The 26059-nt window shown below is 72.9% G+C and carries 20 protein-coding genes; 11 read left to right on the top strand and 9 right to left on the bottom strand.

Annotated elements, in window-relative coordinates; all coding sequences use genetic code 11:
- The first annotated feature begins 275 nt into the window (after positions 1-275).
- The gene (locus tag BM076_RS00285; protein ID WP_107416914.1) at positions 276-1574 is read left to right on the top strand and encodes an MFS transporter; all 1299 of its coding nucleotides are present in this window, start codon (positions 276-278) and stop codon (positions 1572-1574) included.
- Here the strand turns inward: BM076_RS00285 and BM076_RS00280 are convergent.
- On the bottom strand, positions 1472-2065 hold the full coding sequence (locus tag BM076_RS00280; RefSeq protein ID WP_093711251.1) for a putative glycolipid-binding domain-containing protein: 594 nt from the start codon (positions 2063-2065) through the stop codon (positions 1472-1474). The two genes, BM076_RS00285 and BM076_RS00280, sit on opposite strands and share 103 nt — an antisense overlap.
- A 253-nt stretch (positions 2066-2318) precedes the next feature.
- Here BM076_RS00280 and BM076_RS37145 point away from each other — a divergent pair, with 253 nt between their 5' ends.
- Positions 2319-2807, top strand: coding sequence for an SAV_915 family protein (locus BM076_RS37145; RefSeq protein ID WP_107416913.1), 489 nt, complete (start codon positions 2319-2321; stop codon positions 2805-2807).
- Between the two features lie 53 nt (positions 2808-2860).
- Here BM076_RS37145 and BM076_RS00270 read toward each other — a convergent pair whose 3' ends face one another.
- A complete protein-coding gene (locus tag BM076_RS00270; RefSeq protein ID WP_093711250.1) occupies positions 2861-3703 on the bottom strand; it encodes a GntR family transcriptional regulator in 843 nt (280 codons plus the stop codon).
- A 281-nt stretch (positions 3704-3984) separates the two neighbouring features.
- Here BM076_RS00270 and BM076_RS00265 point away from each other — a divergent pair, with 281 nt between their 5' ends.
- From BM076_RS00265 to BM076_RS00240, 6 genes are all read left to right on the top strand, one after another.
- On the top strand, positions 3985-5286 hold the full coding sequence (locus BM076_RS00265; protein ID WP_245795612.1) for an extracellular solute-binding protein: 1302 nt from the start codon (positions 3985-3987) through the stop codon (positions 5284-5286).
- Positions 5287-5363: 77 nt separating this feature from the next.
- Complete coding sequence (locus BM076_RS00260) at positions 5364-6332, top strand: carbohydrate ABC transporter permease (RefSeq protein WP_407640597.1); 969 nt, start codon at positions 5364-5366, stop codon at positions 6330-6332.
- Positions 6329-7237, top strand: a complete 909-nt coding sequence (locus BM076_RS00255) for a carbohydrate ABC transporter permease (protein WP_093711249.1) — start codon at positions 6329-6331, stop codon at positions 7235-7237. Before BM076_RS00260 ends, BM076_RS00255 begins: the two co-directional genes overlap by 4 nt.
- Positions 7238-7320: 83 nt before the next feature.
- Positions 7321-8916: a beta-N-acetylhexosaminidase gene (locus BM076_RS00250; RefSeq protein ID WP_093711248.1), complete on the top strand. Its 1596-nt coding sequence runs from the start codon at positions 7321-7323 to the stop codon at positions 8914-8916.
- Positions 8917-9012: 96 nt separating this feature from the next.
- A complete protein-coding gene (locus BM076_RS00245) occupies positions 9013-10416 on the top strand; it encodes a cellulose binding domain-containing protein (protein WP_093711247.1) in 1404 nt (467 codons plus the stop codon).
- Positions 10417-10602: 186 nt separating this feature from the next.
- On the top strand, positions 10603-12666 hold the full coding sequence (locus BM076_RS00240; RefSeq protein ID WP_093711246.1) for a sigma-70 family RNA polymerase sigma factor: 2064 nt from the start codon (positions 10603-10605) through the stop codon (positions 12664-12666).
- Between the two features lie 22 nt (positions 12667-12688).
- On the opposite strand, the gene BM076_RS00235 is transcribed toward BM076_RS00240, so the two are convergent.
- A complete protein-coding gene (locus BM076_RS00235) occupies positions 12689-13786 on the bottom strand; it encodes a winged helix DNA-binding domain-containing protein (RefSeq protein ID WP_093711245.1) in 1098 nt (365 codons plus the stop codon).
- Between the two features lie 119 nt (positions 13787-13905).
- On the opposite strand from BM076_RS00235, the gene BM076_RS00230 reads away from it, so the two are divergent.
- A complete protein-coding gene (locus BM076_RS00230) occupies positions 13906-15699 on the top strand; it encodes a DUF4132 domain-containing protein (protein WP_093711244.1) in 1794 nt (597 codons plus the stop codon).
- A 65-nt stretch (positions 15700-15764) separates the two neighbouring features.
- Here BM076_RS00230 and BM076_RS00225 read toward each other — a convergent pair whose 3' ends face one another.
- The 6 genes from BM076_RS00225 to BM076_RS00200 form a co-directional block, all read right to left on the bottom strand.
- Complete coding sequence (locus tag BM076_RS00225) at positions 15765-16046, bottom strand: hypothetical protein (protein WP_093711243.1); 282 nt, start codon at positions 16044-16046, stop codon at positions 15765-15767.
- Positions 16047-16236: 190 nt separating this feature from the next.
- The gene (locus tag BM076_RS00220; protein ID WP_093711242.1) at positions 16237-17451 is read right to left on the bottom strand and encodes an XdhC family protein; all 1215 of its coding nucleotides are present in this window, start codon (positions 17449-17451) and stop codon (positions 16237-16239) included.
- A gap of 37 nt (positions 17452-17488) precedes the next feature.
- Positions 17489-18955, bottom strand: a complete 1467-nt coding sequence (locus tag BM076_RS00215; protein WP_093711241.1) for an NCS2 family permease — start codon at positions 18953-18955, stop codon at positions 17489-17491.
- Between the two features lie 134 nt (positions 18956-19089).
- Positions 19090-21504: a xanthine dehydrogenase subunit D gene (gene pucD / locus BM076_RS00210; RefSeq protein ID WP_093711240.1), complete on the bottom strand. Its 2415-nt coding sequence runs from the start codon at positions 21502-21504 to the stop codon at positions 19090-19092.
- A gap of 2 nt (positions 21505-21506) precedes the next feature.
- A complete protein-coding gene (locus BM076_RS00205; protein ID WP_093711239.1) occupies positions 21507-21983 on the bottom strand; it encodes a (2Fe-2S)-binding protein in 477 nt (158 codons plus the stop codon).
- Complete coding sequence (locus tag BM076_RS00200; RefSeq protein WP_093711238.1) at positions 21974-22879, bottom strand: FAD binding domain-containing protein; 906 nt, start codon at positions 22877-22879, stop codon at positions 21974-21976. The genes BM076_RS00205 and BM076_RS00200 overlap by 10 nt, the downstream gene beginning before the upstream one ends.
- Positions 22880-23226: 347 nt before the next feature.
- Between BM076_RS00200 and BM076_RS00195 the strand changes: the two genes are divergently transcribed.
- Positions 23227-24906 carry a PucR family transcriptional regulator gene (locus tag BM076_RS00195; RefSeq protein ID WP_093711237.1) on the top strand — a complete coding sequence of 560 codons (1680 nt, stop codon included), beginning with the start codon at positions 23227-23229 and terminating at the stop codon, positions 24904-24906.
- A 206-nt stretch (positions 24907-25112) separates the two neighbouring features.
- Positions 25113-25883 carry a hypothetical protein gene (locus BM076_RS00190; protein ID WP_093711236.1) on the top strand — a complete coding sequence of 257 codons (771 nt, stop codon included), beginning with the start codon at positions 25113-25115 and terminating at the stop codon, positions 25881-25883.
- Positions 25884-26059 lie beyond the last annotated feature (176 nt).

The following is a 26059-nucleotide window of genomic DNA, read 5'->3' as shown; positions in this document are numbered from 1 at the left end:
CCGGCCGCCGGGTCATCGTGGGGACGGGACACCCGGCATCTCCGGCCCCCTCGCAGCAGCCGCCCCGCCAGTGCGCCGCCCCCGTGCGCACAGGCGGGGCGGCCGTTTTTCCATGTCCCCGGGCCGGCGGATCCGGTACCGTACCGCTCATGTACTCCCCCCGTGCGTAGGCCGTGGCACGCGCCGTCGGCCAGTGGGCCCCCGTGTCGTCGGGCGGCCGGGCTGTGGCGCATCCGATACCACCCGCCCGTAGACGCACACCCGGGGAATCCACCATGTCCACGTCCCGCCAGGCGGCGCTCCCGCCTGCCCCTTCGTATGCCGCCGTCTTCCGGCTGCCGCATGCCCGCCGCACCTTCGGCGCGGCCCTGTTCGGACGGCTCGGTTACGGAGTCGTCTCCCTCTCACTGGTGCTGTCGCTGACGCACGCGACCGGGTCGCTGTCCGGCGGCGGCCTGCTGGCCACCCTGTTCGGCACCGTCTCGGTGCTGCTCGGCCCGGCGCGGGCCGCGCTGGTGGACCGCTGGGGCGCGCGGCGCGGACTGACCGCGCTGGCCCTGCCCTTCGCGACGGCGCTGTTCGCCCTGGCCGCCGCCGTGCGCGAGAGCGCGCCGCCGCTGTGGCTGCTGACCGTGCTGAGCGGCGCGGCCGGTTCGCTGTGCCCGCCGCTCGGCCCGAAGATGCGCGCGCTGTGGAATGCGCTCACGCCCGACGAGGCCCTGCTGCAACGGGCGTTCAGCGTCGACACCGTCGCCGAGGAGCTGATCTTCCTCGGCGGCCCGCTGCTGGTGGTGGCCGTGCACCCGACCGGCGGCCTGGTCCTGTCGGGCGCGCTGATCGGCTGCGGCACCCTGGTCATGGTCTCCTCACCGGCCGCCCGGCTGCTCGCGCCGCGCGCCAAGGACGCCGGCGTACGGGTCCGGCTGCGGCTGTTCTGCGCGAACGGCGCCGGGGTGCGCAGGGCCGCGTACGCCGCCGCCGGCATCGGCTGCTGCCTCGGCGGCATCGATCTGTATGTGATCGCCTTCGCCGACCGGCAGCACCACCCCTCGGCGGTCGGCTGGATCCTCGCGGCGCAGTCCGCGGGCAGCGCGCTCGGCGGGCTGCTGTACGGCCGGATCTCCTGGCGGCTGACGCCCGGTGAACGGCTGCCCCGGTTGCTGGCCGTGCTGGCGGCGCTGCTCGCCGGTACGGCCGCGGCGCCCTCGCTTCCGGTGCTCGGGGTGTGTGTCGCGGCGGTGGGGACGCTGATGGCGCCGATCCTGTCGACGGCGTATCTGTCGGCCGCGGCCACCGCGCCCGAGGGCGCTGCCACCCGGGCCACGACCTGGGTCAACTCGGCGGTGAACGCGGGCAGTTCGTCCGGCGGCGCGCTGGCCTCCCTGCTGGTGGCCCGGCTGCCGCTGCCGTTGTGCTTCCTGCTGGCCGCCGTCGCACCGCTGCTGGCGGCGGTCGCGGTGGGCGCGGCGGGTCAGGCCGTGGGGCCCTTGGGGGCGGCCCGGTTGATCCGGGTGGCCATGCCCTCGTACCGGACGACGAGGCCGTCCGCGTCGAAGTCGAGTTCGCTGCGGTAATTGCCCGAGCTGTAGCCGAGCCTGGCCCCGGACAGCAGCGGGGTCAGATGGGTGTAGCTCTGGATCGACGGCCGCACGGCCAGTGTGGGCACCGGCACGAAGGCCATCAGGAAGTCCTGATGGCCTTCGTTGCGGTGGAGTTGGTGCCGCAGCACCGGCATCGTGTTGGTCAGCGGCGACATGCCGAGGTCGCAGTCCAGTGCGCCGTCGAGTTCGATCACGACATGCCCGTTGGCCGTCCAGCGGCTGCGCTCGTCGCGGCGCAGCTCCAGCTCGTAGGTGCCGTCCACGGTGTGCGACACGACGTGCAGCAGCCGGGTGGCGTATCCGTTGTCGGTCTCCAACTCGTAGCTGACCCAGTACGGTTCGGGCTTCATGCCGACCGCGCGGCCGTGGGCGCGGAGTCGTCCCGGCGCCAGGTCCACCCACGCGGTCTCGTACCCGGCGGTCTCCTCGACGTGCCAGGTCAGTACGGTGTTCGGCGCTGTCATGGCGCAAACGTAACCTTCACCCCGGATCGGGCGCCGGAGATCCGCCGAAAACGGCCGGCCGTCCGGCCCGCCGGGACCGGGCGCGGCGGCCGGTCACCCGATCGGCGGCGGGCGCCCCGGCCGGACGCGCCCGCCCGGGCGACGCCGGACCGGGCCGGGGTGTCCGAAAAGCGCCGCCGGGCCCGGCGCGGGCCCGGTGTCCACGCTGTGACCTCAGGGGATGCGGGCCGGGCGGCCGGGTTACGGTTGCGGTATGCGCGTGAGCCAGCACGACGGACCCGGCGACCGGACTCCCGAGGGACAGCCCCACGAGCAGACCGCCGCACCGACCCCCGTTGCCGCGCCGGGCGCCGCCGCCCCGCAGCCGGGGCCGCTCTACGTGCCGGTGCGGCCGGGGCCCGCGGGCTATGTCGTCCGGCTGTGGCGCACCCCGGTGGGCAGCAGGACCGCGGTCGCCTTCACCAGCGACCAGCGGCTGCGCTCGGTACTGGGGCCGACGCAGCCGTGGATCAAGCTGTCGGAGAGCGCGCTGCGGGCGATGGCCGAGCCGCTGGGCGCGCACCATCTGACGGTCGACCCGCTGCTGACCGCCCGGCCGCCGGCCGTCTGGGCGGAGCCCGCGGCGGACCGCCGGGAGCCGGGGCGGGATCCGGCCGGGGAGACCGGGACCGATGGCGGCGCCGGAGCCGGTGGCAGCACCGACGACGGTGCCCGGCCGCGCTCGGCGGGCCTGACCCCGTAAGTCCGGACGGTCCGGCGCCCGGCACCCGCCACCCGCCACCCGGCGCGGCGCCCTCAGCCGGCCGGCTGCACCTCCCCCACCATCAGCGCCGTCACGTCGCCGCGGCCCGCGAGGTCGCCCGGGGGGATGCCCGGGTGGTGGCGGTCGGCGGACTGCGCGGTGGCGGGCGCGGCGTCGCCGAGGGCGAGCCGGGAGACGATCCGGTAGCGGTCGCCGCGGTAGACGGAGTGCACATACTCCACCGGGCGGCCGGTGTCGTCCTTGGTGAGCCGTTCGAAGAGCAGCGCGGGCGAGAGCACCGGCACGCCGATCAGCCGGGCCTCCTCGTCATTGGTCACGGTGGGCTCGATGGACTGCACGGCCTCGTGCACATGGACGCCGTGCCGGGCGCGCAGGAAGTCGTAGAAGTCGCCGGACTCCATGTCGTCGGCGTGCAGGCCCGGCACCAGATCGGCCGGGACGTGCAGATATTCGATGGCCATCGGTTCGTCGTCCACCAGCCGGAGCCGGGCGATGTAGGTGATCTCGGCGGCCGGCGAGATGTGCAGCTTGCGGCCGACGCGGGCGCCGGCCTGCACGGTGGTGAACTCCAGCACCCGGCTGGCCCAGGTGCCGGACGCCTGCGGCAGGCGGTGCGCCTGGCCGTCCAGCGCCAGCTCCTGGGTGATCTTGGCGCGGGCCACGAACATGCCGCGGCCGTGCTCGCGCACCAGCACCCCGGTGGTGACCAGTTCGTCCACGGCGGAGCGCAGGGTGGGGCGGGAGACGCCGAGCCGCTCGCACAGGGTGCGTTCCGAGGGGATCGGGTCGCCGGGCGCGCACGACTCGACCAGTTCCATCAGATAGTCGCGGACCCGTTCGCGTTTCAGCGCCGAGCGCGGCGGCTCGCTGGCCATGGGGTGCACCTTCCGTTTCGGTGACCCGCCGATTCGGGTGCGGCGGGTACCGGCTTCGTTCCGTACTGGTGAGCCGAGGTTATCCAGATGCTGACCAGTATGCCAGCGGTCCTGGCCACTTCGCGGCCGGGGTCGGTTCGTATACGTCCTGTTCTACGTCATGTCTGCTTCGGTGCGCGACCTCTTGACGTCACCAGTGGTCTATGCCACCTTCACTGACCAGCACCGAACCAGTTGGCCACTGGTAAGCCCTGTTCCGCTTCTGTCCGAGGTGACACCCCGTGAGACCCAGCAGACTCCTTCCCGGCGCCGCGGCGCTCGTCCTCGCCGTCACCGCGCTCACCGCGTGCGGCTCCTCCTCCGACTCCGGCGATTCCGGTGCCACCGGAGGCACCGGCGGCTCCGCCAAGACGCCCGCCCCCGCCAAGCTCACCGTGTGGATCATGCGCGGCAGCATGTCCGACGGCTTCCTCGGCCGCTTCAAGTCGGACTTCGAGGCCGGGCACAAGGGCACCACCCTGGACATCCAGATCCAGGAGTGGGACGGCATCGGCCAGAAGATCACCAGCGCGCTGGCCAGCAACGACGCGCCGGACGTGATGGAGGTCGGCAACACGCAGGTCGCGCAGTACGCGGCCAGCGGCGGCGTCAAGGACCTCACCGACAAGGTCACCGACCTCCAGGGCGCCGACTGGATCCCCGGCCTCGCGGACCCCGGCAGGATCGACGGCAAGCAGTTCGGCATCCCGTGGTACGCGGCCAACCGCGTCGTGGTCTACAACAAGGACCTGTTCTCCAAGGCCGGTATCACCACCCCGCCCAAGACCCGCGACGAGTGGATCAAGGACACCACCAAGCTCAACACCGGGGGCAACGACGGCATCTACCTGCCGGGCCAGACCTGGTACGCGCTGGCCGGCTTCATCTGGGACGAGGGCGGCGACCTCGCCGTCAAGGACGGCGGCAACTGGAAGGGCGCGCTGGACACCCCGCAGGCCAAGGCGGGCATGGAGTTCTACAAGCAGCTCCAGGCGCTGGGCAAGGGCCCGAAGGACTCCGACGAGGCCAAGCCGCTGCAGGCCGACGTCTTCGCCAAGGGCAAGAGCGCGCAGATCATCTCGGTGCCCGGCGGCGCCGACGCGATCATCAAGGCCAACCCGGCGATGAAGGACAAGATCGGCTTCTTCCCGATCCCGGGTAAGACCGCCGACAAGCCGGGCGCGGTCTTCACCGGCGGCTCCGACCTGGTGATCCCCGAGGCGTCCAGGCACCAGGAGCTGGCCTACGAGGTGGTCAAGGCGCTCGCCGGCACCAAGTGGCAGACCGACATGGCCAAGGAGATGAGCTACGTGCCCAACCGCACGTCGCTGGCCGGGGTGCTGTCGGGCAACGAGGGCGCCTCGGTGATGGCGGTCGGCGCGGCCAACGGCCACGCCACGCCCAACTCGCCCAACTGGGCGGCCGTCGAGGCCAACAACCCGATCAAGCAGTACATGACCCAGGTGCTGACCGGCGCCGATCCGGACGCGGCGGGCAGGACCGCCTCGGCCGCGATCACCAAGGCCCTCAACACCGCCTCCTGACCGCCTCCTGACCCGGCCCGACGCCCGCCGTCGCGCCCGACGCGCGCCACGCCCCAGACCTCACCAGGAGAACCGCCGTGCTCACCGCTTCCGACACCGCGCCCCGGCCGGCCGTCGCGGATCCGCCACCGCCGTCGCGCGGACGGCGGCGCCGCCGCTCGCTCGCCGCGCTCTGGCCGTATCTGCTGGTCGCCCCCACCGTGGTGGGCACGGCCTTCCTGCTGGTCTATCCGCTGGTCAGAAACACCGTCATGTCGTTCCAGCACTTCGGTCTCGGGGAGCTGATCCGGGGCGGCGCGACCTGGGTCGGCTTCGCCAACTACCGTACGGTGCTGGACGATCCGGAATTCTGGACGGTGGTGCGCCGCACCCTGTGGTGGACCGGGCTCAATGTCGTGCTGATCATGGTGCTCGGCACGCTGATCGCGCTGATGCTGAACAAGCTCGGCAAGCGGATGCGGCTGGCGCTGATGAGCGGTCTCGTGCTGACCTGGGCGACCCCGGTCATCGCGGCCACCACCATCTTCCAGTGGCTGTTCCAGTCGCGTTTCGGAGTGGTCAACTGGCTACTGGTAAAGCTGGGCTTCGCGTCGTACCGCGACTACACCTGGTTCGCGCACGGCGGCTCCACCTTCGCGATCCTGGTCACGCTGGTGGTCTGGCAGTCCGTGCCGTTCGCCGCGCTGACCCTCTACGGCGGCCTCACCACGATCCCGGCCGAGCTGTACGAGTCGGCCAGGATCGACGGCGCGGGCGCCTGGGAGACCTTCCGGCTGGTCACCTTCCCCATGCTGCGCCCGCTGTTCGCGCTGATCACCTCGTTGGAAGTGATCTGGTGCTTCAAGTGCTTCGCCCAGATCTGGGTGATCAGCGAGGGCGGTCCGAACGGCGCGACCACCACCTTGCCGGTCTACGCCTTCCAGATCGCGCAGTCCCTGCACAAGTACGACCTCGGCTCGGCGGTCTCCACGCTGACCGTGCTGATCCTGCTCGGCGCGCTGGTGTTCAACCTGCGCCGGATGTTCCGCGAGGAGGGCGCGCAGTGAGCACGCTGACCGCAACTGGTAAGGCCGCACGTTCCCGTACCGCTCGCCCCGGGGTCCCGGGCGGCGCACGGCCGCGCCGCAGGTCGCTGCGGCGGCTGCCGCTGAACCTGGCCGCGCTGTTCACCCTGGCGCTCACCGTCTTCCCGGTCTACTGGATGGTGATCACGGCCTTCAAGCCGACCACCGCGATCCAGTCCGACACACCGTCCTTCCTGCCGCTGCACCCGACCCTCGCGCACTTCGGCACGGCCGTGCACGCCGACGGCTTCGGCACCTTCTGGCGCAACAGCCTGACCGTGACGCTCGGCGCGGTGCTGATGTCGCTGGTGGTGGCGCTGCTGGCGGCCTTCGCGGTCGGCCGGATGCGCTGGCGCGGGCGGCGGGCCTTCATCCTGCTGGTGTTCACCGCGCAGATGGCGCCCTGGGAGGCGCTGCTGATCCCGATGTACGTCATCGCCCGGGACACCGACATGCTCGACAAGCTGTCGATGCTGACGCTGGTCTACTTCATGACCACGCTGCCGTTCACGATCGTCACGCTGCGCGGCTTCCTCGCCGCGATCCCGGTGGAGCTGGAGGAGGCCGCCCAGGTGGACGGCTGCACCCGGCCGCAGGCCTTCCGCCGGGTGACCTTCCCGCTGCTCGCGCCCGGTCTGCTGTCCACCTCGCTGTTCGGCTTCATCACCGCCTGGAACGAATTCGCCTTCGCCAACACGCTGATCATCAAGAACCAGGACGCCCGTACGCTGCCGGTCTGGCTCTCCTCGTTCAGCAATGTGTTCGGCACCGACTGGGGCGCCACGATGGCCGCCTCCTCGCTGTTCATGCTGCCCGTCCTGCTGGTCTTCCTCGTCCTTCAGAACCGGGTCACCTCCGGAATGACCGCCGGCGCCGTCAAGGGCTGATCCCCGCACTCCCCCGCACCGATCTCCTGGCCCTCTGCCGACGCCGTCGCCCGCCGACCCCTGCCGCCCCCACTGGAGCCGCTGTGATCATTCCGCACCCCACCCATATCGCCCGTATCCCGGGCCACTTCACCTTCGACGAGACCACCGCGGTGCGTGCCGACGGCGCCGCGCGCGCCGCCGCGGACCTGCTGCGTACGTATCTCGCGCCCGCCACCGGACTGCCGCTGCGGCCGGCCGCGGACGGCCGGGTGGTGTTCTCGCTCGACCCGGCGCTCGGCGGTCTCGGCGACGAGGGCTACGGCCTGACCGTGGGGCCGGACGCGGTGCTGCTGCGGGCGGCGAAGCCCGCGGGGCTGCTGCACGGTGTGCAGACGATCCGTCAACTGCTGCCCGCGCAGGCCCTGTCGGAGCTGCCGCAGTCCGGCGTCGAGTGGCGGATGCCGTGCGTGCAGGTCACCGATGTGCCGCGGTTCGGCTGGCGGGGCATGATGCTGGACGTGGCCCGGCACTTCCAGCCGATGTCCTACCTGCGGCGCTTCGTGGACCTGCTGGCGCTGCACAAGCTCAATGTGCTGCATCTGCACCTGACCGACGACCAGGGCTGGCGGATGCCGGTCGCCGCGTATCCGCGGCTCACCGAGGTCGGCGGGGTCAGGGCCCGCTCGATGATCGGCCGCTCCGGCAGCACCCGCTTCGACGACGTCCCGCACGGCGGCGCGTACACCACCGCGGAGCTGCGCGAGCTGGTCGCGTACGCCGCCGCGCGCGGCATCACGGTGCTGCCGGAGATCGAGATGCCGGGCCACACCCGGTCGGTGCTCGCCGCCTACCCGGAGCTGGGCAATGTTCCCGGGCGGCAGCTCGACACCTGGACCGAGTGGGGTGTGTGCGACACGATCCTCGGCGTCCACGACGAGGTGCTGGACTTCTGCCGCACCGTGCTCGGCGAGGTGCTCGACGTCTTCCCCTCGCCGTATGTGCACGTCGGCGGCGACGAGTGCCCGACCGTGGAGTGGGAGCGCAGCCCCGCAGCCCGGCAGCGGGCGCGTGAGCTGGGGCTGCCCGCGCCCAAGGCGCTGCACGGCTGGTTCATGGAACGGATCGGCGACTTCCTGATCGAGTCCGGGCGCCGCCCGCTGTGCTGGGCGGAGGACTCGGGCGCGCTGCCGCCGGAGTTCACGGTGATGCCGTGGCGGGACACCGACCACGGCCTGGCCGCCGCACGGCGCGGCCACGACGTGGTGATGGCGCCGCACCGCTCGACGTACCTGGACTATCCGCAGGCCCCGGGCCCCGGCGAACCGCTCGGCCAGGCCGGCGACGTGGTCGACCTGCGGGCCGTGCACGGCGGGCAGACCGTACCCGCCGCGTGGGAGCCGGAGGCCGCCGCCCGGGTGCTGGGCACCCAGGCGCAGCTGTGGACGGAATTCGTGCCGACCGCCGAGCACGCCGACTACCTGGTCTTCCCCCGGCTGTGCGCGCTCGCCGACCGGGCGTGGAATCCGACCACCGACTGGTCCACCGACTTCCTGCCCGCGCTGCTGAGGCACGAGGACCGCCTCGCCGCACTGGGCGTCCACCACCGGGGCGCGCTGCCGCCCAGGTCCGCGCCGCGGCCCACCGCCCCGGCCCGTACCGCCCCCAGAACCGCTCCTCCTCGCTCCACCTCTCGGTAACCGCTCCACCCCCAGTAATCCCGCACCACCACCCCCCTCTGGAAAGGGATCACCGTGTCAGGAAAATTCCGTATATCCACCAGAGTCCGTACGGCGATGGCCGTCTGTACGGCGGCCGGTCTCGCCTGTGCCGCGCTCACCGCGATGCCCGCCTCCGCGGCAGGCGACTCGCTGAGCGCGCAGTACCGCACCAGCGCCACCGGGGCCACCGCCGACCAGGTCGAGCCGTGGCTTGAGGTCACCAACACCGGCAGCACCACCGTGCCGCTGAGCACGGTCACCGTGCGGTACTACTTCAAGTCCGACGGTCCCAGCGTCAGTTACCGCTTCGCGTGCTCGTGGGCGGTCAAGGGCTGCGGCAACATCACCGGCACCTTCGGTACGCTCGCCAATCCGACCGCCACCGCGGACCGCTACCTGGAGATCGGCTTCACCTCCGGCGCGGGCTCGCTGGCACCGGGCCAGAACACCGGCGACATGCAGTTGCGCTTCTACCGGGCGGACTGGCAGACCATCACGCAGTCCGACGACTACTCCTTCAACGGCGCGCAGACGTCGTACGCCAACTGGAACAAGATCACCGTGCAGAAGTCCGGCTCGGTGGTCTGGGGCACCGCCCCGGCCGGCAACGACCCGACGAACCCGCCCACCGACCCGCCGACCGACCCCGGCAACCCGGGCGACCCCAACGCGCCCACGCTCTTCGACGACTTCAACTACTCCTCCAGCTCCGACGCGGCCGTGCAGCAGCACGGCTGGACGGTCAAGTCCGGCCAGGGCGGCCCGGGTGTGGCCGGGGCGACCTGGTCGCCGCAGGACGTCACCTTCGTCGCCGACGGTGCCAGCAACAAGGTGATGAATCTGCGGCTCACCACCGACGGCACCGCGGCCGGCACCAAGGAGACCGAACTCCAGACCACCGCGCGGAAGTTCAAGAACGGCACCTACGCGGCCCGGGTGAAGTTCAACGACACCCCGACCGGCGGCCCCGACGGCGACCACGTCAACCAGACGTTCTTCACCTTCACGCCGCTCAACGCGCCGATGGACCCCGACTACAGCGAGCAGGACTTCGAGTACCTGCCCAACGGCGGCTGGGGCGAGACCCAGAACATCATGTACGAGACGTCCTGGGAGACCTACAACCCGGACCCGTGGAACGCGGTCAACACCCACGGCCAGCAGTACGGCAGCCTCGACGGCTGGCACAACCTCCAGATCACCATCGACAACACCAACATCACCTACTACATCGACGGCAACCAGGTCGCGCAGCACGGCGAGCCGTACCTGCCCGAGACGCCGCAGTGGATCGACTTCAACCACTGGCTGATCGACCTCGCGGGCCAGACCAGCAGCACCCCGCGGTCGTACAACGAGCAGGTCGACTACGTGTACTTCGTCAAGGACCAGGTGCTGACGCCCGCGCAGGTGCAGTCCCAGGTCGCCGCCTTCCGCACGGCGAACACCACCTTCAAGGACACCGTGCCCGGTTCCTGATCCCGTGGCGCCGCACCGCGCGACGCCCCGACCGCCGGCCCCCCGGACCTCCTCCCGTGCCCGCACGGGAAGTCCGGGGGGCCGGCGGGTTTCTGTTATCCCCCCGGTCGTGGCACCGTCTCCTGTCCGAGGGCGGAAACGGCTCACCCCCGGGCGGTGTCCGGGCCAGGACGGAGAGTGAACAGCATGCGCGCAGGAGACCGGGTCGGTCCGGACCCCGCGTTGGTCGGTGCGGCGCGGGCCGGCGACCAGGCGGCGCTGGACCGGCTGGTGGCCGAGTGCCTGCCGCTGGTCTACAACATCGTCGGCCGGGCCCTGGACGGGCACGACGACGTGGACGACGTGGTGCAGGAGACGCTGCTGCGCGTGGTGCGCGGCCTGCCGGACCTGCGCGACCCGGCCGCCTTCCGCTCCTGGCTGGTGGCGATCGCGGTCCGGCAGGTGCGCGACCGCGAGCACGCCCGCAAGGCGGCCTGGCACCAGCAGACCGCGCTGGACGCGGCCGAGCTGATACCCGACCCGGCCTCGGACTTCGCGGCCGTGACGATCCTGCGGCTCGGCCTGACCGACCAGCGCCGGGAGATCGCCGAGGCCACCCGCTGGCTGGACCGCGACGACCGTACGCTGCTGGCGCTGTGGTGGCTGGAGGAGACCGGTGACCTGGGCCGCTCGGAACTGGCCGACGCGCTGGGGCTGACCCGGCAGCACGCGGCGGTGAAGGTCCAGCGGATGAAGGAGCAGCTGGAGACGTCCCGCGCCGTGGTGCGGGCGCTCGGCGCCGCCGACGGCTGTCCTGGGCTCCAGCACGTGACGAGCGGCTGGGACGGGGTGCCGAGCCCGCTGTGGCGCAAGCGCTTCGCCCGGCACATCCGCGGCTGCGAGCGGTGCGGGCGGCCCGGCGCCGCCCTGCTGCCGATGGACCGGCTGCTCAGCGGGCTGCCGCTGCTCCCGGTGCCGCTCGGACTGCCGTACGGCGGCGGCCCGTTGGCCGGTGGCGCAGGTCCTGCCGCCGGGCACTTCGGCACCGCCGTCCCGCCGCACGCCGCTCCCTTCCAGCCTCCGCTCCAGCCGTCCCTTCAGTCGTCCCTTCAGCCGCCGGGCACCGTACCGGCGCACACCCCGATGCCCCCCACACCGGCCGCCGCCCCACCGGCGGCCCCGCGCACCGCTCCGCGCCACCGCCCCCCACGGCGGAGCGGTGCGCCCCGGGGAGTACGCGGCAGGCTGCTGCACAGCCCGGTCGGTGTCCCGGCCGCCGCCATGGGCGCGGTCGCGGCGGTCGCGGCCGGTGCGCTGCTCGCTGTGCACCTGACCGCCGACTCCTCGCCCGGCACGCCCGCCGCGCAGGCGTCACCCACCCGGCCGGCGGTGGTCTCCTCGGCGCCCGCCACCATCGCGAAGCCGTCCCCGTCCGCCACGCCGAGCCCGAAGCGGACCACGGCAAGGCCGACGACGAAACCGCCGGCGTCGCCGAAGCCCACGACGCACGCCCCGGCCGCCCCGCCGCCGGCCGCGCCGGTCTCCTCGGTCCGCAAGGGCGTCGGGGTGTGGAACTTCAACGGGGTGAACACCGCGCTGAAACGGTCCGGCGCCGGCTGGTACTACACCTGGTCGACCACGCACAGCGGGATCAGCGGCCCCGGATTCGTGCCGATGATCTGGGGCGCCGACAGCGCGAGCGCGTCGGCGCTGGCGCAGGCGAAGGCGGCGAGCCCCTATCTGCTGGGCTTCAACGAGCCGGACATGGGCGGCCAGGCGAACATGACGGTCGATCAGGCACTGTCGCTGTGGCCGAAGTTGATGGCCAACGGCCAGACGCTGGGCAGCCCCGCGGTCGCGTACGGCGGTGACACGGCGGGCGGCTGGCTCGACCGGTTCATGACGGGTGCCCAACAGAAGGGCTACCGCGTCGACTTCATCGCCCTGCACTGGTACGGCGGCGACTTCAGCACGCCGAACGCCGTCTCGCAGCTCACGTCCTATCTGACGGCCGTCCACAACCGCTACCACAAGCCGATCTGGCTCACCGAATTCGCGCTGATCGACTTCTCCAACGGCACCCGTTTCCCGACCGACAGCCAGCAGGCGGCCTTTGTGACGGCGGCGGCGAAGAAGCTCGACGGTCTGCCGTGGCTCCAGCGCTACGCCTGGTTCGGCCTGGGCGCCGACGACAGCAAGCCGAGCAGCGGCCTCTTCCACAGCGGCCCGGTGGAGACGGCGGCGGGCAAGGCGTTCGAGGCGGCGCGCTGAGTCGCTGCGCGCGCCGGAGGCGTCAACCCGCCTTCTCGAAGCGGACGTCGGGGCGTTCGGCCGCCGGATCGGAGGCGGCCAGCAGCCGCAGTCCCTCCGTGCCGAGCGCGTCCCGGTCGGCGGCGGACAGCGGGGTGAAGGGCGTGACGACGACGGCCGCTTCGTCCTTCGCGCGCTCGAACCGCCAGGTGCCGCCGACGAATCCGTCGACCAGGATCGTGCCGCGGACGATGCCGTTGACGGTCATCACCTTCGAGCGGTGCGCGTCGTCGAGGATGCGGCCGCGGTCGGCGTGCGAGAGCAGCAGATTGTCGAAGTCGGCGACGTAGCGGGCGGAGACCTCGATGCCGGGGTCGGCCGGCGCGGCGTCCGGCAGGTCGTACAGCTCGCGGCCGTCTTCGGTGGTGTACATCCGGCACTCCAGGGCGCCGAACACCTTTTTGAGGCCGGTGAGCCCGCTCCACTTCTGCATGTCGGCCGGGGTGGCGGGGCCGAAGGCGGCCAGATAGCGGCGGGCCAGCGACGCCGGGTCCGGCTCGGCCAGGGGCGCGCCGAGCCAGTCGTCCAGCAGCGCGTAACGGGGCTGCGCGCTCGCGCCCCACAGGCCGCGCGGCGGCACCTGCACCAGCGGCGCCCACACCCGCAGTGCGTTGACCAGCGACGCCGGGTCGGCGTCCGGCCAGCGGGCGCCGAGGACGGTACGCAACTCGCTCGGCCCCAGCGGCTGTTCGGCCAGCGCGTCACGGCCGTACGCGATCATCTCGTCCCGGTCGACGCCCGCGGTGCCGGCCGCCCATTGCGAGGCGCGCAGTCCCCGGTCGAGCATCGGCTGGAGCCACGGCCGCAACCGCAGCGCGTCCGCCGCCGTCACCAGATGCACGGTGCCGCGCATCAGCACGATCCGCACGAGCGCGCGCCCGGTGAGCAGGGCGCCGGGCTCGTCGAAGGAGAAGCCGGCGAGCCGGGTCCACAGCCCGGGGTAGGGAGAGGTGGGGTGCTGCGACTGGAGGCCGATCAGATGGCCGACGGCGTCCTCGGCGGACATCGCCGACCGGTTCAGCAGGAGCTGCCGGTCGAGCAGGGTGCGGTTGAGGGTGCGGCGGTCCAGCGGCTTGTGCATGGCTTCTACGGTAGGGGCAGTCGCGGACGGTTCCGGTCCGCGACGGCGGGCGTGGCCGGTGCGAGGGACGCGAAGGACGCGGCCCGGACGGTCGGTGCGGCGGACGGAGGTGGTCGGCGGTGACCTTGTCGGTGACGGCGTGGTGGGCGGCGCGGCGCGGGTACGACTTCCCGCGGCGGGTCACGGGGCGGACGGCCGCGCCGTTGCAGCCGCGCTCTCTCAGCCGCGCCCTGGTGCGTGCGGCGCGCGCGGACGAGCGGGCGCGGGCCGGGGAGTCCGGGCGGCGCGGCGCGAAGAGCGCGGGCGACGTGCCCTGGACGACGGCCGCGCCGGGACCGCACAGCGCCGCCGCCGTCGCGGCCCTGTCGCAGGAGGACCGGCGCCGCGCGGCCCTGGCGGTCCAGCGGCTGCGCAGCGGCCTGGTCGTACGGGACCGCGAGCAGCGCATCTCGGCGGCGCTGGCCGCCGCGCACTGCCGGTGGTCGGCGAGGCGGGCCGAGGAGCTGTTCGCCCTCGCCCTTGAGGGCATCGACCCGGTACGCCCCGCCGTCACCTGGCGCCCGGACACCCCGCGCGCGCTCGAACTGCCGCTGGCCGCCTACAAGGAGCTGGCCACCGCCGACCGCGAGCGGCTGCACCCGTATCTGCGCACGGTGCTGACGATCCATCACTTCGACGCGCCGCTCGGCACGAGCGACCCCTCGCCGGACCCCGCGGCCGACCCCGCCCGGCACGCGTTCGTCGCGCGGCTGCGCGCCCTGCTGCCCCCGGCCTACGACGTGGACGGCCTGCTGGGGCACCGGGACGCGTTCTCCACCGCGGCCCGGAAGGCGCTCGGCGCGCACGCGTACCGCCCCGAGGTCGCCGAACTCATCTGCCTGTGCGCGCGGTTGACCGACCCCCGGCCCTCCTACGAGTGGCTGGGCCGGGTACGGGAGCTGGTGCAGAGCAGGCCGGACGCGCGCATCGCGCTGGCGCCGCTGCTGCGCTCGGCCGGCGCACACCTGGAACGGCCCGGCGCTGTACGGCACAGCAGTGGTGAACTCACGGCGGAGAGCGGCCTGTTGCTGTCCGGCGCGGCATGGGCGGTGTGCGTGACCGAACGGGTGGCGGCCGTCCGCGACCTGGAGCGTGCGCTGTCGCAGTATGTCGGCGTGCCGCCGGAGGACCTGTCGGAGGGCGCGGCGGTCTTCGTCCGGGGCGGTTTCGCGGCGCTCGGCGCGCTCGCCGGGGAGCCGGGTGTCGGGCAGCACCAGCGGCTGCTCACCGCGTCGGGCGCGAAGCCCGTCAAGGCGGCGCAGGAGGCTCTGCTGCACCTGCGGCGGTATCCGACCGGCTGGGACCAGGACGCGCTGAGCGTCCCGATCGGCGAGTACACGGCGCATTTCACGGTCGCCGCGGACGGCCGGGTCACGCTCGGCTTCCGCAATCAGCAGGGGCGGCTGCTGGCGAAGGCGCCGCGCCGGGTCAGGTCCCGTACCCCGGCGGCCTACGCGGCGCTGCGCGCCCGGCTCGCGGAGCTGAACGAGCGCACCACCGCGCTGCTCGGCTCCTTCAGCGAGCGGCTGCACGGCGATCCCGGGCAGTCGGCGCAGGAGTGGCGGACCGCGCATCTCGACCCGCCGGTCTTCGAGCCGCTGACCCGGGCGCTGATCTGGCAGGCGGACACCCTCGCCGGACCCGTCGTCGGGGTGCCGGTGCGCCGCAAGCGCTCCACCGGGTGGATGCTGCGCGATCTCCAGGGCCGCTTCCACGAGTTGATCGACACCACCACGATCCGCCTGTGGGACCCGCGCCAGGCGGACGCCGCCGAGGTCGCCGCCTGGGCGGCGGCCCTGCGCAGGCGCCGCACGGTCCAGCCGGTGCCGCAACTTGCGCGGCTGGCACAGCGGTCGAAGTCGCCCGGGACATAGGAGGGCGCGGCGGTTCCGGGGCCCCGGAACCGCCGCGCCCGTCATTCAGCGCCCGCGTCGGCCGCTCAGTAGCAGCGGTACTCCCGCGTCCCGGCCGGCTGCGGGCCGGTCGCGGGGTTGATGAAGGTGACGTTGTAGTCGCCGTAGCGGAAGCCGTTGCCCGCGATGAAGGTGCGGGTCAGGGTCTGCTTGTAGCTGCCGTAGGAGGCGCTGTTGGTGTAGCTGGACGGGCAGCCCTTGCCCGTGAGGTTGGCCGGTCCGTCCGCGGCCGACGCGACTCCGGTCACCCCGAGGAGGAGCGCTCCGCCGATGGTCACCGTGGAGGCCACTCTGATCAGATTGCGCATCGCTTGTCTGGTCCTTCCGGTACGTCAGTGCACTGGCAGGTCAAGGGACTTGCAGCCGGTGAGCGGCCGGGTGCGGACCGCGGCGGCTCACCGGTCGCCGCTGATAGTGCACGGTTGCACCGAACCGGGTCAATGGTCTGGACCAGATTGGTCTGGACCAGAAATGGAGCGGGGCGTACCGCCCGCCCGTTCAGGCCGCCGGCGGACCGAGACGCCGTGCCGCGGGGGCCGACGAGTGGCGGCCGGGGGCGTGGTGGATCGGGGTGTGGGCGCCGGTCAGCGGAGCGCCGGAGCCGCCGCGGGAGTGCGCGACGATCTCCGCGGCGATGGACAGCGCCGTCTCCTCCGGGGTGCGGGCGCCCAGGTCGAGGCCGATCGGCGAGTGCAGCCGGGTCAGGTCCAGGTCGCCGACACCGGCCTCGCGCAGCCGCCCCAGCCGGTCCAGATGGGTGCGGCGCGAGCCCATCGCGCCGACGTACGCCAGCGGCAGCCGCAGCGCCCGCTCCAGCAGCGGGATGTCGAACTTGGCGTCGTGGGTGAGGACGCAGACCACCGTACGGCCGTCCAGCCGCCCCGCGTCCGCCTCCGCGTCCAGGTAGCGGTGCGGCCAGTCGACCACCACCTCGTCGGCCTCGGGGAAGCGCCGCGGTGTGGCGAAGACCGGGCGCGCGTCGCAGACCGTCACGCGGTAGCCGAGGAAGGCGCCGGCCCGCACCAGCGCGGCGGCGAAGTCGATGGCGCCGAACACCAGCATCCGCGGCGGCGGCACACTGGCCTCGACCAGAAGCGTCAGCGGCTCGCCGCAGCGGCTGCCGTCGGCCCCGATCTCCACCGTGCCGGTGCGGCCCGCGGACAGCAGCGCGGACGCCTCGGCCGCGGCCGTACGGTCCCGCTCGGCGTCACCCAGCGAACCCGAGACGGCGCCCGGCTCCGTACCCTCCCCCGCGCCCGGGAAGCCGGCGGCACCGGTCACCAGCAGGGCCCGGCCCAGCAGGTCCGCGGGGCCCGCCACCACCCGGGCCAGCGCGGCCGGCGCGCCGGAGACCGCGGCCGCCAGGGCGCCGGCGATCTCGGGCCGCGCCGCCGGATCGATCCGCTGCACGAAGATGTCGATGACACCCCCGCAGGTCAGGCCGACGGCGAAGGCGTCGTCGTCGGAGTAGCCGAAGTGCTGGAGCACGGGCTCGGCGTCCGGGCCCGCCGCCAGCACCTCCTGGCACAGCTCGTAGACCGCGCCCTCCACGCACCCGCCGGACACGCTGCCGACGGCGGCGCCGTCCTCGTCGACGGCGAGCGCCGCACCGGGCTGGCGCGGGGCGCTGCCGCCGGTCGCGACGACCGTCGCGACGGCGAACGGACGCCCGAGGCCGCACCAGCGGTCCAGCTCGTCAGCGATGTCCAGCATGGCGTTCCAGCTCCTTACAACACGTGCCGTACGGCGGTCACTTGACGCCGAGCCAGCCCTCGATCGGATGCAGGGCGAAGTAGACGACGAAGACGGCGGTGAGGATCCACATGAACACGCCCGCCTCGCGCCACTTGCCCTGCGCGGCCTTGATGGCGGTGTACGACACGACGCCGGCGCCGACGCCCGCGGTGATGGAGTACGTGAACGGCATCAGGGCGACGGTCATGAAGACCGGTACGGCCACGGCCCGGTCGGACCAGTCCACGTGCCGGGCGTTGCTCATCATCATCGCGCCGATCACCACCAGCGCGGCGGCGGCGACCTGGCTCGGCACGATCTGCGCCAGCGGGGTGAAGAACAGGCCGAGCGCGAAGAGGATGCCGGTGACCACCGAGGACAGGCCGGTCCGCGCGCCCTCGCCGACACCGGTCGCGGACTCGATGAAGACGGTCTGCCCGGACGCGCCGGCCACACCGCCGATCGCGCCGCCGGCGCCGTCGATGAACAGCGCCTTCGACAGGCCCGGCATGCGGCCCTTGTCGTCGGCGAGCCCGGCCTCGGTGCCGACGCCGATGATGGTGGCCATCGCGTCGAAGAAGCCGGCCAGCACCAGGGTGAAGACGATCACGCCGACGGTCATGCCGCCGATCGAGCCCCAGCCGCCGAATTCGACGTGTCCGAACAGGCCGAAGTCCGGCATCGAGACGGCGCTGCCCTCCAGCTTGGGCGCGCTGCCGCCCCAGTCCGCGGGCGTGAGGTTCCCGGCCGCGTTGACGACCACCGCGAGCACCGTGCCGACGACGATGCCGATCAGGATCGCGCCGGGGATGTTGCGGGCCTGGAGCATGAAGATCAGCAGCAGCGTGACGCAGAACAGCAGCACCGGCCAGCCGTGCAGCTGGCCGCCGGCGCCGAGCGCGACCGGGGCCGTACCGTGCGGGTCGCCCTTGCCCACGAAGCCGGCGTTGACCAGGCCGATCATCGCGATGAACATGCCGATGCCGATGGTGATGCCGTGCTTGAGCGGCAGCGGTATCGCGTTCATGACGATCTCGCGGAGCCCGGTGACCACCAGCAGCACGATGACGCCGCCGTAGATCACGCACATCCCCATGGCCTGCGGCCAGGTCATGTTCGGCGCCACCTGGGTGGAGATCACCCCGGCGACGCTGAGTCCCGCCGCGAGCGCCAGCGGCACCTTGCCGACGAAGCCCATCAGCAGCGTGGAGACGGCCGCGGCCAGCGCGGTCGCGGTGATCAGCGCGGCATGGCTGAGCTTGTGCCCGGACGCGTCGGGTCCGGACAGCAGCAGCGGGTTGAGCAGCAGGATGTAGCACATCGCCATGAAGGTCGTGATGCCGCCGCGCACTTCGCGGGGGACCGACGAGCCTCGGGCGGAGATGTGGAAGTACCGGTCGAGCCAGGATCTCCCGGCGGGCTGTCGCGAGCCTTCGCCCGCGTCCTCCGCCGCCGTCCGCGGCTCTACTGGCGTCTGGGTCATGGTGCCAACTCCCAAGGTTCACAGGGGCACCCGTACGCGGTGTACGGGATTTGGGATCCGCATGGCCTGCACGACCCGGGGGACGGCCCGAGACGATCAGGGGTGGAGGCGGGGGGCGGGAGCCCCCCGCTCCCCTACGATCCGGTCAGATGCTCCGGCCGGATCGGCGTCTTGTTCAGCTCCAGCCCCGTCGCGTTCCTGATCGCCGCGAGCACGGCGGGGGTCGACGACAAGGTGGGCGCCTCGCCGATGCCGCGCAGCCCGTACGGCGCGTGCTCGTCGGCGAGTTCGAGCACGTCGACCGGGATGGTCGGCGTGTCGAGGATGGTGGGGATGAGGTAGTCGGTGAAGGAGGGGTTGCGCACCTTCGCCGTCACCGGGTCGACGACGATCTCCTCCATGACGGCCACGCCCAGGCCCTGGGTGGTGCCGCCCTGGATCTGGCCGACCACCGACAACGGGTTGAGCGCCTTGCCGACGTCCTGGGCACAGGCGAGTTCGACCACCTTGACCAGGCCGAGTTCGGTGTCGACCTCGACGACCGCGCGGTGCGCGGCGAAGCTGTACTGGACATGGCCGTTGCCCTGTCCGGTCCGCAGGTCGAACGCCTGCGTCGGCCGGTGCCGGAACTCCAGCTCCAGGTCGACCGCCTCGTCCTCCAGCACCTCCGCGATGCCGGCCAGCGCCTCGCCGCCGTCGGTGACGACCTTGCCGCCCTCCAGCAGCAGTTCTGCGGTGGCCCACGCGGGGTGGTAGGTGCCGAATTTGCGGCGGCCGATCTCCAGCACCTTCTCGCGCACGGCCTCGCAGGTGTTCCGTACGGCGCCGCCGGTCATGTACGTCTGCCGGGAGGCGGAGGTGGATCCGGCCGAGCCGACCTGGGTGTCGGCGGGGTGGATGGTGACCTGGGTGACGCCGAGTTCGGTGCGCGCGATCTGCGCGTGCACGGTGACGCCGCCCTGGCCGACCTCGGCCATCGCGGTGTGCACGGTGGCCACCGCTTCGCCGTTGATGACCTCCATCCGCACCCGGGCGGTGGAGTAGTCGTCGAAGCCCTCGGAGAAGCCGACGTTCTTGATGCCGACCGCGTAGCCGACGCCCCGGACGACGCCTTCGCCGTGCGTGGTGTTGGACAGGCCGCCGGGCAGCGCCCGTACGTCGGCGGCGCCGCCGGCCACCTCCCACTGCCGTTCGGGCGGCAGCGGACGGGACTTGACCCGGCGCAGCAGTTCGGCGACCGGGGCGGGCGAGTCGACCGGCTGCCCGGTCGGCATGACCGTGCCCTGCTCCATCGCGTTGCGCTGCCGGAACTCCACCGGGTCCAGGCCGAGTTCGGCCGCGACCTTGTCCATCTGCGCCTCGTAGGCGAAGCACGCCTGGACCGCGCCGAAGCCGCGCATCGCGCCGCAGGGCGGGTTGTTGGTGTAGAGCGCCAGCGCCTCGATCGCGACGTCCTCGACGACGTACGGGCCGATCGACAGCGAGGCGGCGTTGCCGACCACGGCCGGGGAGGCGGAGGCGTACGCGCCGCCGTCCAGCACGATGCGGCACTTGACGTGGGTCAGCTTGCCGTCGCGGGTGGCGCCGTGCTCGTACCAGAGCTTGGCCGGGTGCCGGTGGACGTGGCCGAAGAAGGACTCGAAGCGGTTGTAGACGATCTTCACCGGCTTGCCGGTGCGCAGCGCCAGCAGACAGGCGTGGATCTGCATCGACAGGTCCTCGCGGCCGCCGAAGGCGCCGCCGACGCCGGAGAGCGTCATCCGGACCTTCTTCTCCGGCAGGCCGAGCACCGGCGCGATCTGCCGCAGGTCGGAATGGAGCCACTGGGTCGCCACGTACAGGTCGACGCCGCCGTCCTCGCCGGGCACCGCGAGGCCCGACTCGGGGCCGAGGAACGCCTGGTCCTGCATGCCGAAGACGTACTCGCCGCGTACGACCACGTCGGCGCGGGCCGCCGCCGCGTCCGCGTCGCCGCGCACGATGGGCTGGCGGTGCACGATGTTGGGGTGCGGGACATGGCCGCTGTGGTGGTCGTCGCGGCCCTCGTGCACCAGGATCGCGTCCGGGGCGGTCGCGGACGCCTCGTCGGTGACGACGGGCAGGTCGGCGTACTCGATCCGGATCTTGGCGGCGGCGCGCCGCGCGGTCTCGGGGTGGTCGGCGGCGACCAGCGCGACCGGCTCGCCGTGGTGGCGGACCTTGCCGTGCGCGAGGACCGGGGTGTCCTGGATCTCCAGGCCGTAGTTCTTCACCTCGGTGGGCAGGTCGTCGTAGGTGAGCACCGCGTAGACGCCGGAGGTGGCCAGCGCCTCGGAGGTGTCGATGGAGCGGATCTCGGCGTGCGCGACGGTGCTGCGCAGCGTGTAGCCCCAGAGCATGTCCTCGTGCCACAGGTCCGAGGAGTACGCGAATTCGCCGGTGACCTTCAGGATGCCGTCGGGGCGCAGCGTGGACTCGCCGATGCCGCCCTTGGTCGTACTGCCCTGGGTGAGGCTGGTGGGGGTCCGGGTGACGGACGAACTCGCCCGCGGTGACGTGGTGTCGGCCATGGTCACACCGCCTCTTCGGTACGGGCGGCGGCCAGCCGGACCGCGTCGAGGATCTTCTCGTAGCCGGTGCAGCGGCACAGGTTGCCCGACAGGGCCTCGCGGATGTCGCCGTCGGACGGCTCGGGGTTGCGCTCCAGCAGTTCGTCGGCGGCGACCAGCAGTCCGGGGGTGCAGAAGCCGCACTGGACGGCGCCGGCGTCCACGAACGCCTGCTGGACGGTGGACAGTTCACCGCCCTCGCCGGCCAGGCCCTCGACGGTGACGACCTCGCGGCCCTGCACCTGTCCCGCGGCCACCAGGCACGAACAGACCGGCACGCCGTCGAGGCGGACCGTACAGGAACCGCATTCGCCCTGTTCGCAGGCGTTCTTGGAGCCGGGCAGGCCCATCCGCTCGCGCAGCACGTACAGCAGGCTCTCGCCCTCCCATACGTCGTCGGCCTCCTGCGGGGCGCCGTTGACGGTGAAGGTCACGCGCATGGCTTGCTCCTGTCGTCCAGCTCGTCCTGCTCGGTGCCGCGGTACTGCTCCCAGGTCCAGCCGAGCGTGCGGCGGGCCATGACGCCCAGCGCGTGCCGCCGGTAGGACGCGGTGCCGCGGACGTCGTCGATGGGGTTGGCGGCGCCGGAGACCAGGTCGGCGAACTGCCGGGCCACCGCGGGCGGCAGTACGCCGCGGCTCTCCCACAGGCCCGCCTCGTCCAGCGCGGCGGCCAGGAACTCCTCGGCGGTCGTGGCCCGGATCGGGGTGGGCGCGGCCGAACCGATGCCGGTCCTGACCGTACGGGCGTCGGGGTGCAGCGCCAGGCCGAAGGCGCACACCGCGATCACCATCGCGTTGCGGGTGCCGACCTTGGAGAACTGCTGCGGTCCCGTGGCCTTCTTCAGGTGGACCGCGCGGATCAGCTCGTCCGGTTCCAGGGCGTTGCGCTTGACGCCCTTGTAGAAGTCGTCGATCGGGATCAGCCGGGTGCCGCGCACGGACACCGCCTCGACCTCGCCGCCGCCCGCGAGCAGCGCCGGGTGGGCGTCACCGGCCGGGGAGGCGGTGCCGAGGTTGCCGCCGACCCCGCCGCGGTTGCGGATCTGCGGGGAGGCGACGGTGTGGCTGGCGAGGGCGAGTCCCGGCAGCTCCGCCCGCAGGTGCTCCATGATCTTCGTGTACGGGACGGAGGCGCCGAGCCGTACGGTGTCGCCGGCCACCTCCCACTCCTGGAGCTCGGCGATCCGGTTCAGGTCGAGCAGGTGCTCGGGCCTGCGGTGGTCGAAATTGATCTCGACCATCACGTCCGTGCCACCCGCGATGGGCACAGCTGAGGGATGCTCGGCCTTCGCGGCGAGCGCCTCCTCCCAGCTGGCGGGGCGCAGGAATTCCATGGGGTTCTCTTCTCGAATTCGAGCGGGCTGTTCATGTCCTGTACACGCGGCGTGCGCCCAGTACACGGCCGCAGGGCCGTCCGGGTGCAGTCACCGAAACCATGAAGCGGTTGGCTGGCCAGGGGGTGGGTCTTGTAGATTCCTCCGAAAGGGCCCGCTCCGAAACGTCGCGGCATCGCACCCGCAACACCGGTGTCCGAGACTTCCGGGACTGCGGCCCCCGGGCCCACGCGATCACCGACCGCCACGGACCACGATCACCACCGACGACCGACCACCGAACACCGACCACCGGCAACCCGACCATCACCGACCACCGACCGGGCCGAGAACAAGAGGCGACGACCATGCGGCTGCGCGCACTGCTGGAAACCGAGGCACTCGGCCTGCGGCTGCTCGGCGGCGAGGAGGAGCTGGACCGTACGGTCCGCGGCGTGATGACCACGGATCTGCGCGATCCGAGCCGCTATCTGACCGGCGGCGAGCTGGTGCTCACCGGCCTGGCCTGGCGGCGCGGCCCGCGCGACTCCGAGCCCTTCGTCCGGCTGCTGGCGGGCGCCGGTGTGGCGGCCCTCGCGGCCGGCGAGGCGGAGCTGGGCCCGATCCCGGAGGACCTGGTGGCGGCCTGCGTACGGCACCGGCTGCCGCTGTTCGCGGTGGACGAGAAGGTCGCCTTCGCCACCGTCACCGAATACGTGGTCCGGCAGGTCTCCAGCGGGCGCGCCGGCGACCTGGCGGCCGTGGTGGACCGGCACCGGCGGCTGATGTCCTCCGGGCCCGCGGGCGGCGGCCCCGACGCGGTCCTCGGGCTGCTCGGCAGCGACCTGGACCTGCGGGCCTGGGTGCTGTCCTCGGTGGGCCGCCAGATCGGCGGCGTCGACCGGCCGCTGCCCGCCCAGGTCCGCGCCGAGCTGGCCGGCGCCCAGCAGGCCGCCGCCCGCACCGCGCGCCCGGCCCCGCACCGGGTGGCCGTGCAGGGCGGCCGGGTCTACTCGCTCTTCCCGGTCCGCGCCGCCGACACCGACGTACGGGCCACCGTGCTCTCCGACTGGTTCCTGGCCGTCGAGGCGGACGCCGGTGAGTGGTCCGCCGAGCGGCTCGACCTGCTGCACGGTGTCACCCAGCTCATCGCGGTGGAGCGGGAACGGCGGGACGCGGCCCGCACCGTACGACGGCGGCTGGCCGCTGAGGTCTTCGAGCTGGTGCGCGGCGGGGCGCCGCCGGCCGAGATCGGCGCCCGGCTGCGGGCCGCCGCGCCCGTCCTGGTGCCCGGCGCGGGCGGCGCGCCGCACTGGCAGATCGTGGTCGCCCGGGTCGACTGGGCCGGCGGCGACGTGTCGTCGGGCCCGGTCGCCCAGGCGCTGCTCGAAGAGGCGCTGGCCGATCCGGCGGAGTCGGGACCCGACGCGGCGGACCGGATCGCGGTGGCGCACTCCGACGACAAGGCGATGGCCCTCGTACCGCTGCCCGGGCCCCCGCGGGATCCTGCTCCCGGGGAGGACACCCCTGAGGACTCCCCCGGCTCCACCGGTGTGCTGCACGCCGACCGCCTGCTGGAGGTGCTGCGCGGCCCGCTGAGCCGCGGGCTGGCCGAGGACGGCCGGCTCACCATCGGCGTCAGCGCCGCCGTGCACTCCGCCGAGGGGCTGCGCGGCGCCCTGGAGGAGGCCAGGCACGCCCGCCGGGTGGCCGCCGCCCGCCCCGGCCGGGTCTGTGTCGCCGGGCACGAGGAGCTGGCCTCGCACGTCCTGCTGCTGCCCTTCGTCCCGGACGACGTGCGCCGCGCCTTCACCGCCCGGCTGCTCGACCCGCTGCGCGCCTACGACCGCAGGCACCGCGCCGAGCTGATCCCGACGCTGGAGGCGTTCCTGGAGTGCGACGGCTCCTGGACGCGCTGCGCGACGCGGCTGCACCTGCATGTGAACACGCTGCGGTACCGCATCGGGCGGATCGAACAGCTGACGGGACGTGATCTGTCCCGGCTGGAGGACAAGTTGGACTTCTTCCTCGCGCTGCGGATGAGCTGACGCCGCTGGTGCGGGCGTCGTCGGCACGGCACGCGGACGTCTTCACAAATTCACCTGCCAGGCCGTCCCACCTGCTGACCCGGCGTTAGTGATCCCGTTCACAAAAGGTGATCTCCAACCCCTTGGCGTGGACCCCCGGCGCGTGTTGGACTTCCGCCACTGCACGGAACTCACACTCGCTCGACGACGCGCTTGGGGGAGAGGCTGTGGCGGATACCGCCCTGTCGGAATCGGTGGTCGGGGAACCGGACGTATGGCGGCTGCGGGCACGCGGCTGCTGGGCGGAGGCAGCGGCACTGCTCGCGCCGTACTGCGCCGACCATCCGGGTGCCGCGCTGCGGAGGGCGGAGCTGCTGGTCGAGGGGTGCTTCTACCATCTCGACGGCTGGGCCGAGGCGGAGGACGCGCTGCGCGCCGCCGAGGCGCTGGCCGGCACCGACGAGGAGCGCGGGGCCGCGGCCTCGGAGCGGGGGTATCTGGCGTACGGCGCCACGCTCTTCTCGGTACGGGACCGGGCCGACGAGGCCAGCTCCGCTTTCGGGCGGGCCGCCGCGCTGCTCTCCCCCGCCTCGCCCGGGCGGCCCCTGCTGGATTTCCGGCGCGGGCTGGTCGCGGAGAATCTCGCGGCCAATCCGGCCGCGGCCCGTGCCGCGTACCGGCGTGCGCACGCCGGGGCCGTCGCGCACGGTGACGTCTTCCTCACCTCCTTCACCTGGCGGCACCTCGCCGGGCTCGCCGCCGCCGAGGGTGATCTGGCCGAGGCCCGGCACGGCTTCTCCGAGTCGCTCCGGATCCGCGTTTCCCTCGGCCACCTCGTCGGTACCGCGCCCGCGCTGCTCGCTCTCGCCGACGTCGAGGACGAGCCCGAGGCGGAACGGCTCCGCCTCGAGGCCGCCCGCCTCTACGCTCTCCTCGACAACGTCCCCGCCTGGCTGGCCCCAGCCTTTACGCCTCCCGCTAGGGCCGACACCCTCTGAACCCGCACGCGCGGAGGACGGCCCCCTCCGGCGGAGGAGGGTGCCCCTCCAGGGGCGCGGGGACGCGGCGCTGCACTTGCGGAGGACGTTCACCTTCAGGGGCGCGGGGAACTGCGCGCTCAGCCCGCGCGCGCCTTCAGGCGAAAAGCCGCCACCAGCGGGGCAGACGCTGTTGT

Origin of the sequence: Actinacidiphila alni (assembly GCF_900112845.1) — a bacterium.
Taxonomy (GTDB): Bacteria; Actinomycetota; Actinomycetes; order Streptomycetales; family Streptomycetaceae; genus Actinacidiphila; species Actinacidiphila alni.
Note: the sequence above shows the minus strand (reverse complement) of the source record. Positions and strands in the feature narration are given on the sequence as shown.